Source organism: Elstera sp. (genome assembly GCF_044372965.1).
In the GTDB taxonomy this organism is placed as follows: Bacteria; Pseudomonadota; Alphaproteobacteria; order Elsterales; family Elsteraceae; genus Elstera.
In genome coordinates, this window is record NZ_JBILQX010000159.1 from 1 (window position 1) to 8,250 (window position 8,250).

General features: G+C 62.6%; 8 protein-coding genes. 2 read left to right on the forward strand and 6 right to left on the reverse strand.

The window, feature by feature from the left end; all coding sequences use genetic code 11:
* Positions 1-297, forward strand: a 297-nt coding sequence (locus ACIQ36_RS15950; protein WP_395831097.1) for an alanine racemase domain-containing protein, incomplete at its 5' end; no start/stop codon positions are given.
* A gap of 12 nt (positions 298-309) precedes the next feature.
* Positions 310-1,251 (forward strand): ornithine cyclodeaminase family protein, encoded by a 942-nt coding sequence (locus ACIQ36_RS15955; protein ID WP_395831099.1) that lies wholly within the window; start codon positions 310-312, stop codon positions 1,249-1,251.
* Between the two features lie 36 nt (positions 1,252-1,287).
* On the opposite strand, the gene glpK is transcribed toward ACIQ36_RS15955, so the two are convergent.
* From glpK to ACIQ36_RS15985, 6 genes are all read right to left on the reverse strand, one after another.
* Positions 1,288-2,793: a glycerol kinase GlpK gene (gene glpK / locus ACIQ36_RS15960; RefSeq protein WP_395831101.1), complete on the reverse strand. Its 1,506-nt coding sequence runs from the start codon at positions 2,791-2,793 to the stop codon at positions 1,288-1,290.
* A gap of 222 nt (positions 2,794-3,015) precedes the next feature.
* Positions 3,016-3,783 (reverse strand): TSUP family transporter, encoded by a 768-nt coding sequence (locus ACIQ36_RS15965; RefSeq protein WP_395831103.1) that lies wholly within the window; start codon positions 3,781-3,783, stop codon positions 3,016-3,018.
* Positions 3,780-5,786 carry an alpha-glucosidase gene (locus tag ACIQ36_RS15970; protein WP_395831105.1) on the reverse strand — a complete coding sequence of 669 codons (2,007 nt, stop codon included), beginning with the start codon at positions 5,784-5,786 and terminating at the stop codon, positions 3,780-3,782. Before ACIQ36_RS15970 ends, ACIQ36_RS15965 begins: the two co-directional genes overlap by 4 nt.
* 12 nt (positions 5,787-5,798) lie before the next feature.
* Positions 5,799-6,560: an SDR family NAD(P)-dependent oxidoreductase gene (locus ACIQ36_RS15975; RefSeq protein ID WP_395831107.1), complete on the reverse strand. Its 762-nt coding sequence runs from the start codon at positions 6,558-6,560 to the stop codon at positions 5,799-5,801.
* Between the two features lie 6 nt (positions 6,561-6,566).
* Complete coding sequence (locus tag ACIQ36_RS15980) at positions 6,567-7,376, reverse strand: HpcH/HpaI aldolase/citrate lyase family protein (protein WP_395831109.1); 810 nt, start codon at positions 7,374-7,376, stop codon at positions 6,567-6,569.
* Positions 7,377-7,386: 10 nt separating this feature from the next.
* On the reverse strand, positions 7,387-8,250 hold an 864-nt coding region (locus ACIQ36_RS15985), incomplete at its 5' end, for a dihydroxy-acid dehydratase (RefSeq protein WP_395831111.1).

The following is an 8,250-nucleotide window of genomic DNA, read 5'->3' on the forward strand; positions in this document are numbered from 1 at the left end:
ATGTCGCGCGACCGGGGCACAGCTTCGCAGGCGGTAGACCAAGGCTATGGCATCGTCTGTGACGAGGCGGGAAAAATCCTGCCCGATCTGATCGTGACGTCGGTGAATCAGGAGCATGGCGTCATCTCCCGCCGCTCCGGATCGAACCTTGCTTTGCCCGATCTGCCCATCGGTACGCGGCTGCGCATCCTGCCGAACCATGCCTGTGCGACCGGAGCGCAGCATGCCGCCTATCATCTTATCCCATCGGTCTCGGACGCGCCCATCGCCGAATGGCCGCGCTTTCGCGGTTGGTAAGGAGAGAGAGACATGATCCATATCACCGAAGAACAATCATCGGCCCTTGCCTCTCACGAATTGGCCTTTGAGGCCGTGAGGACGGCGCTGATCGCGGCAACGGTTTCGGATGCCACCAGCTTCCCTGTAGTCCTGGGACATGCGGGCGACAAGCAAAACCGCTTCACAATCAAATCGGCGAGTGATGCCTCGTTGACCGGCGTCAAGGTCGGGTCGTATTTCCCAACCAATGACGCGGCGGGCCTACCTCGGCATAGTTCGATCATCCTGCTCTTCGATCACACCAAAGGGCGGATCGGGGCCATCGTCGAGGGCGGGCGGTTGAACGCTTACCGCACAGCAGCAGCGGACGCTGTGGCGACGGATGTATTGGCCCGGCCCGAGGCAGGGGTCCTTGCCCTGTTTGGCACGGGGCATCAGGCCGGATACGAGGCGCAAGCCCTTGCGCGCATCCGACCGCTCAGCCGGATCTTGGTCGTCGGGCGCAGTGCGGAAAAGGCCGAGGCCTTTGTCGCCTATCTGCGTGCCCAAGGCCTTCCCGCCGAGCGTGCGGAGGCCGAGGCCGCCTGTCGCTCAGCAGACATTATCGTCACCGCAACCACGGCGAGAGTCCCGCTCTTCCAGGCCAACTGGGTTCTTCCAGGCACACATGTTTCGACAATGGGTTCGGATGCGACGGGAAAGCAGGAGGTGCCGCCGGATCTGCTGCGGGTGGCTCGGCTCTTCTGCGACCTGCCGGACCAGTCGCGGCGGATTGGCGAGTTCCAGCATGCCCCCGCCGATATGCCGATTACTGCCATCGGTGACGTGCTGGCGGGCCGGGCTGCGGGCCGCAGGAGGGCCGATGAGATCACGGTCTTCGATAGTTCGGGAATATCCCTCCAGGATCTCTACATCGCCGAAGCCGTGATTAAGCTTACGACGACGAATTCCGGTTCGGCGACAAAACGGTAGTCGGCGAGGGCACGCAGGCGGTGCTTTTACATCTTTTCAACTCGAGAGCGTCCGCCGCACGCAGTCTTTCCAGCCCGCATATTTATGGGCGCGCGTCTCCTCCGGCATTTGCGGGGTAAAGCGGCGGTCGAGCGCCCATTCGGCGGCAAACCCGTCGAGATCGGGGTAAAGGCCCGCTTGCCGCCCAGCGAGATAGGCCGCGCCGAGGGCGGTGGTTTCCAGAATAACGGGCCGGTCGACCGGGGCGGCCAACAGATCGGCGAGGAATTGCAAGGTCCAATCGCTCGCCACCATACCGCCATCGACGCGCAGCACCGTCTCCCCCCCCTGCGCATCGGCCCAATCGCCGCGCATGGCTTCGAGAAGATCGCGGGTTTGATAGGCGACGGCTTCCAGCGCCGCCCGCGCCAGTTCCGCCCGCCCGGTGCCGCGCGTGAGACCATAGATCGCGCCGCGTGCATTGCTATCCCAATAGGGCGCGCCGAGCCCAACGAAAGCAGGGACCAGATACACGTCTTCCTCGTCGGACGCGGTGGCGGCAAGCGCGCCGGTTTCAGACGCCGAGGCGATGATCTGCAACCCGTCGCGCAGCCATTGCACGGCGGCGCCTGCGATGAAGATCGAGCCTTCCAGCGCGTAGGTGCGTTTGCCGCCCAACTGATAGGCAATCGTCGTCAGCAGCCGATTGCGCGAGATTACGCCCTGGTCGCCGGTATTCAGCAGGGCAAAGCAGCCGGTGCCATAGGTAGATTTCAGCATGCCGGGCTTGAAGCAGGCTTGCCCGACCAGCGCCGCCTGCTGGTCGCCCGCGATGCCCAGCACGGGAATGGCTACCCCGAACAGGCTGGGGTCGGTCATGCCGAAGGGGGCGGCGGAATCCTTCACCTCGGGTAAGCCGCTGCGCGGCACCTGGAAGAGTTTCAAAAGCTCCTCGGACCAGTCGCCGGTATGGATATTCAGCAGATTGGTGCGCGAGGCGTTGGTCGCGTCGGTCGCATGGACGCGCCCGCCGGTGAGCCGCCAGAGGAGGAATGAATCGACCGTGCCGAAGGCCAGTTTTCCGGCCTCAGCATCGGCGCGCGCGCCGGGAACATGATCGAGAATCCAGGCGATTTTGGTCGCGGAAAAATAGGAATCGATGCGCAGGCCTGTGCGCGCCTGCACTTCCACCGTATGCCCGTCGCGCGTGAGCTGGGCGCAGAGATCGGCAGTGCGGCGATCCTGCCAAACAATCGCGTTATAGGTGGCTTTGCCGCTCGCCCGATCCCAAACCACGGTGGTTTCGCGCTGATTGGTAATGCCGATCCCAGCGACCTGGGCGGCCTCGACGCCCGCTTTCGCTAAGCAGGCTTTGCAGGTGGCGACCACGCTTTGCCAAATCGCTTCGGGGTCATGCTCCACCCAACCGGAGGCCGGGAAAATCTGGGGGAACTCTTGTTGGGCGGACGCGACGCTGCGCCCCTGGGCATCAAACAGAATCGCCCGGCTGGACGTGGTGCCTTGATCGATTGCCAGAATATAGGTTTGCACGCCTGCCCCCATGATGTCCTCCCAGAACCCGCGCCCCGGTTTCGAGTGTCGCGGGGAGAGAATTTATCGCTAAAAGCCTGTAAGGCCAGCGGAATTTCTAGAGCATCGTGCGTTAAACTAGACGCACGATGCTCTATGTAAATTTTTGGCCCTCGCCGGGCGGGCGCATCTGCGCCCTTGGCCGCCGCCGCAATGGCGGCTTTTAGAGCTGCGTCCGATTTAACGCACGCAGCTCTAACCCCGCAGCAAATGGCTCAGCGCGGGCAGCGCGAGCGACGCGCCGGAGAGAAACAGCAGGCCGAACACGCCGCGCCGAAACACTTGCGGCGAGACCGGCGGCGGGAAGCGGCGCGCCAGGGCCGTCGATGCAATGACGACGGGAATCGCCAGCAGGCACGGCCAATAGGCGGCACTGGGGATATTCCCCGTGACCACGACCAAACCCAGGCGCAGCATCGCGTTGAGCCCGAAGACCGCGACCAAAGTTTCCCGAATAACCGGGATCGGCAGCGGCTGGCGGTAGAAGTGATAGACCAGCGGCGGGCCTGCGGTGGAAAACATCCCGCCCATCAGCCCCGAAAGGGCACCGACCAGAACCGTCTTGAGCGGCCCGGCCAGGGCTTGCGGTCCTTTCGGCGGCAAGGCCAGTTGAATGCTGGAGAGAATCGTCACGCCACCGAGTAGCAGTTTCAGCGCCTGAACGCGGGTATCGGCCAGCCATTCTAGCAGCAGATAACCAATCGCCAAGGCGGGGAGCGAGCTGAGGACGACGATAATCCAAGGCCGTTTTGCCACATGCTTCCAGCCGCCGGTGGTGAGCATTTGGCTGGCGTTGGTGAACGTCAGCAGGCCAACAAAAACCGCCGCTTCCGGTAAAGGCAATACGCCAATCAAAGCGACGCCCGCCATCGTCACGAGACCGAAGGCAAAGCCGGTAACGGTTTGCAAATAGGCGGCGGCGGCGGTTATCAGCAGAAAAGCGGCAAGTTCTAACCCGCTCATACCAGCGCCGTTAGCCCCCGGAACAGGGCCGCATGGGCACTATCGCGGCGATAGAAAATCGCGGGCTCGCCCAAGGGGGCGGGAACGGTGATCTCGGTCGCGCCGGTATAGGTCGCGCCGCTCCAGACATGCACCCAGTCGGCCCCTTTAGGCAAATGAACGGTCCGGCTTTCCTCGCCCGCTTGCCAGACCGGTGCGACGAGCAAATCGGGGCCGTAGAGGTAACAATCCTGAATGCTGTAGCACGCCGCATCGTCCTCGAAATGCAAAAACAGCGGGCGCTGCACCGGCAGGCCGGTTGCAACCGCTTCGGCGACCAAACTTTTCAAATAGGGCACCAGATGCACCCACAGTTTCACCATACGGGCGAAATGGGCGAGCACCTGCGGGTCTTCGTCCAGTTGTAGGTTTTCGCGCGGACGGTTCCCTTCATGGGTGCGCATGACCGGAGTGAAGGCCGCCATTTCCGCCCAACGCATCAGCAATTCCGCCGTGCGGACATTGCCGAATAGGCTCGTATAACCGCCGATGTCGCTATGGTGATAGGCATTGCCTAGGAGGCCAGAGGAGAGCGCACCGCTCATCACCGTCACAAGCCCATCGTGGCGGGAGAAATCGACCGACTGATCCCCCGCCCACAGCAGCGGGCAGTGCGCCTGCACCCCCGTAAACCCGGCGCGCATGAAGAACAAAGCCTCGCCGGTCTGGCCGCGTTTGGCGACGGCGCGGGCGTTCACTTGTGCCCAGAGGGTGGGCCAAGCGTTATGCATCAGTGTCGCGGGAACGGCATTGGCGAGATGCACGTCGATGGGCAGATATTCGCCAAAATCGGCCATCCAGCCCGATAGGCCAAAATCGAGCATATTTTGCCCGATCACCTTTTCTTCGAACCACGCACAGGCGGCGGGATTGGTGAAATCGACAACGCCGCAGTCGAACTCGCCGAAATCGACGAGGGCGGTTTTACCGCTGGCGTCTTTAGCGAAATAGCCCTGCGCCTCGGCCTCTTCGAACAGAATGCCGTCGTTGCACAGGTAGGGGTTCACATAGCCCATAAAGCGGATGCCCTCGGCCTTCAGCGCCGCGATTTTCGCTTTGAGGTTGGGGTAATGCTGCTCGTTCGCCCGCCAATCCCAAAACAGGCGTTTGCCGAAGGAGGTTTCGCGCAACCCCACCCAATCCTCGCACCAAAGCGCCGAAACCGGCACTCCCGCCGCGCGGATGTTCTCCAGCCGGGCAAAGGAATTGTCGCCATCCTTGAGGCCGATGATGGCACCGCTATAGACCCATTCCGGCAGGGGCGGCTGCCGTCCGAAGCGGTCGGAAAGCTGGGTGACGATTCCGGTGAAGCGATCCGCCGCGAAAAGCTCGATGCGCGCGGGCACGGCCCAGGCTTCAAGCTCGTGGTAGTCGGGATGGCGGAAATCGAAGGCGGAATAGGCTGTGGTTTCCAAATGCAGCGCGTATTTGCGCGAGGAAACATAGGTTGGCTGCGGGTAGTTGGTATTCCAATAATCCCCGCCCGCCTTGCCCATTGCATCGGCCTTAAAGGTGATTTCGCTGCTTTTGTCGCGCCCAACGCCAGGCTCCGAGGTCCAGAGCGGAAAGTGGCGGCCCTTGAGGTCGAAATACGACATTTGCTCGCCGCCGCCCCACACATGCTCGCCCGGCTCGGCGAGGATGCGCAGCCAAAAGCGGTTGAGGCTGGGATCGTTGATCGTCGGCACAATCTGATTGCCGATGATCGTCAGCGTTGCAACCGGGGGAACGCCTTCGGCAACAGCAAAGGTAATCCGCCAGCCTATGCCCTCTTCGGCCACCGTCGCGTGCGCAAGCGGCAGGCGGGCGCTGAGCGTATCTTCGATCTCGAAATTGCCCCGATACATGTCCATCCGCGCGTCGCCCCGCCCGACGAAAAGGCAGGGGGTGGCGCTGCTGTGCCGCAGAAGGGGCCTGCCGCCGAAGCTCAGATCGAACCCGGTCGGCGTTACGAGGATACGCATGGAAAAGTCTCTCTAATTCTGAGTGAGGCCCGCATCGACAATAAAATTCGCGCCCGTACAGCCGCCGCTTTCGTCCGAGGCCAAAAACAGCGCCATGCGGGCGATATGCGTGGCATCGAGCCGGAATTTCAACGCCTGCTGATCGATGAAGCGTTGGTTCGACTCGGGCGTCAGCCACAGGGCCTTTTGCCGTTCGGTGAGAATTGCGCCTGGCACGATGCAGTTGACGCGAATTCCGTCCGGCCCCAATTCCCGCGCCAGCGTGCGGTTGAGCCCGTTGATCGCGGCTTTGCTGGTGGTATAGGCGACCATCCCCGGCATGCCGCGCATCCAGGAGATCGAACCGAGCAGGATCACCACGCCGCTGCCGCGCGCTTTCATACCGGGCGTGGCGGCTTGGGTCGCGAAAAACTGGTGGTCGAGGTTGAAGGACAGCATGCGCCGCCACGCCTCGGGCTCGACCTCGGCCATCACCTGCCGGTCGTCCTTCCCGGCGTTGTTGATGAGCACGTCAATCCCGCCCAACAGGGTTTCGACCTGAGCCACTGCGGCGCGTAGCGCGGCAATATCGGTGAGGTCGCAAGCCACGAAGCGCGCGCCGGTTTCGGCGGCGAGTGCTTCGCCTGCGGTCGCGTTAATATCGAGAAACGCCACCGTCGCACCCTGGGAGACGAACGCCCGCACCATTTCTTCGCCAATGCCCGATGCGCCGCCGGTAATCAGCACGCGGCGGTTTTGCAGCGACCGGTAGGAAACCGAACCGTAGGTCATCATCCGCTCCTAATAGACCGATGCGATAGGGCCGGCGGGGGCAGGGGCCGCGCCGCGCAGGCCGCCGAGCCATTCCACCGCGCGCCCGGTCATCATGCCGAGGTCTGAGGCGATGGCCGCGTAATTATAGCCGTACCCGAGAAAACGCTGAACCATTTCGGGGGTGGGGCCGACAATGCCGATGGGTTTTCCGGCTACCTTCGACGCCCGCGCCGCCGACGCAATCAGCGCTTGAACATCGTCATGGCCGATGTTGCCGATAAACCCCATCGCCGCCGATAAATCGCCAGGGCCGACGAAGAGGGCATCGACCCCCGGCACTGCCGCAATTTCCGGCAAGCGCAGGATGGCCTCCGGGGTTTCCAACTGCACGATCACGCAGGCCGCCTCATTGGCGGTTTTCAGATAGTTCGGGATTTGCCCGTAGGCGGAGCCGCGATGCACGGCGGCGACCCCGCGCACGCCCTCGGGTGGGTAGCGCGTGTAGGAAACGGCGGCGCGCGCTTCTTCGGCGGTTTGGATGAAGGGGAACATCAAGGTCCGCCCGCCCGCATCCATCACCCGCTTGACCAGCACCATATCATTCCAGGGAAGGCGAATGACGGGCTCGGCGGGCGTACAGCCGACGGCGCGCAGAATATGCGCCATATCGCTGACCTCAATCGGCACATGTTCCATATCAACAACAAGAAAATTGAAGCCGACATGGCCCATCGCCTCGGCGGTCGAAGGCGCTGCCGTCATCAGCCACGTGCCAAGCGGCGCGGATTGGGGCGGCGTTTGCAGCCAGGATTTGAAGCGATTCTGAAGCGCGGGCATCGGCCTATCCCTAGAAAATCACCGGGTCGGGCACTTTGGCCGTCCCCGAGAGGAAATCGAAATCGCAGCCCTCATGGGCCTGAGACACATGACGCTGATAAAGCGCAGCAAACGAGCGCTCATATTGATAGGCTTTCGGCAGCCAGGCGGCTTTGCGCCGGGCGATTTCAGCCGCATCGACCAGCATATCGAGCGTGCCGGCAAGCACATCCAGCTTCACCAGATCGCCCGTTTGCAGCAAAGCCAGCGGCCCGCCCACGGCGGCTTCCGGCGAGATATGCAGAATGCAGGTGCCGTAATGGGTGCCGCTCATGCGCCCATCGCACAGGCGCACCATATCGCGCACGCCGAGCTTCAGCAGCTTTTTCGGGATCGGCAGATTGCCCCATTCCGGCATGCCCGGCGCGCCCACGGGCCCGGCGTTGCGCAAGACCAGAATGTGATTTTCGGTCACGTCCAAATCGGGATCGTCCAACACCCGGTTCATCTCGCCAGGATCGTCGAATACCAGGGCGGGGCCGGTATGCTGCAAGAATTTCGGGTTCGCGGCAGAGGATTTCATTACCGCGCCATTCGGAGCCAGATTGCCTTTTAAGAGCGCCAGAGTGCGGCCTTTTTCAAGGGAGACGACGGGGTTATCGAACCCGCGAATGACATCATCATTCCAGCACGGCGCGTCTTTGAGACTATCGCCCAAACTGCCGCCGGTGACGGTGCGCGCCGACAAATCGAGATGATCGGCGACTTTCGCCAAGAGCGCCGAGAGCCCGCCCGCGAAGTAGAAATCCTCCATCAGGTAGGTGCCGGAGGGGAACAAGTTGGCCAGAACCGGAATCCGGCCCGCCATCGCGTCCATATCCTCCAGCGTCAGGCT

Coding starts and splice junctions, on each gene's coding strand:
- ACIQ36_RS15965 (WP_395831103.1), bottom strand. CDS start 3,783: ATGAGCGGGTTAGAACTTGCCGCTTTTCTGCTGATAACCGCCGCCGCC.
- ACIQ36_RS15955 (WP_395831099.1), top strand. CDS start 310: ATGATCCATATCACCGAAGAACAATCATCGGCCCTTGCCTCTCACGAA.
- ACIQ36_RS15970 (WP_395831105.1), bottom strand. CDS start 5,786: ATGCGTATCCTCGTAACGCCGACCGGGTTCGATCTGAGCTTCGGCGGC.
- ACIQ36_RS15975 (WP_395831107.1), bottom strand. CDS start 6,560: ATGATGACCTACGGTTCGGTTTCCTACCGGTCGCTGCAAAACCGCCGC.
- glpK (WP_395831101.1), bottom strand. CDS start 2,793: ATGGGGGCAGGCGTGCAAACCTATATTCTGGCAATCGATCAAGGCACC.
- ACIQ36_RS15980 (WP_395831109.1), bottom strand. CDS start 7,376: ATGCCCGCGCTTCAGAATCGCTTCAAATCCTGGCTGCAAACGCCGCCC.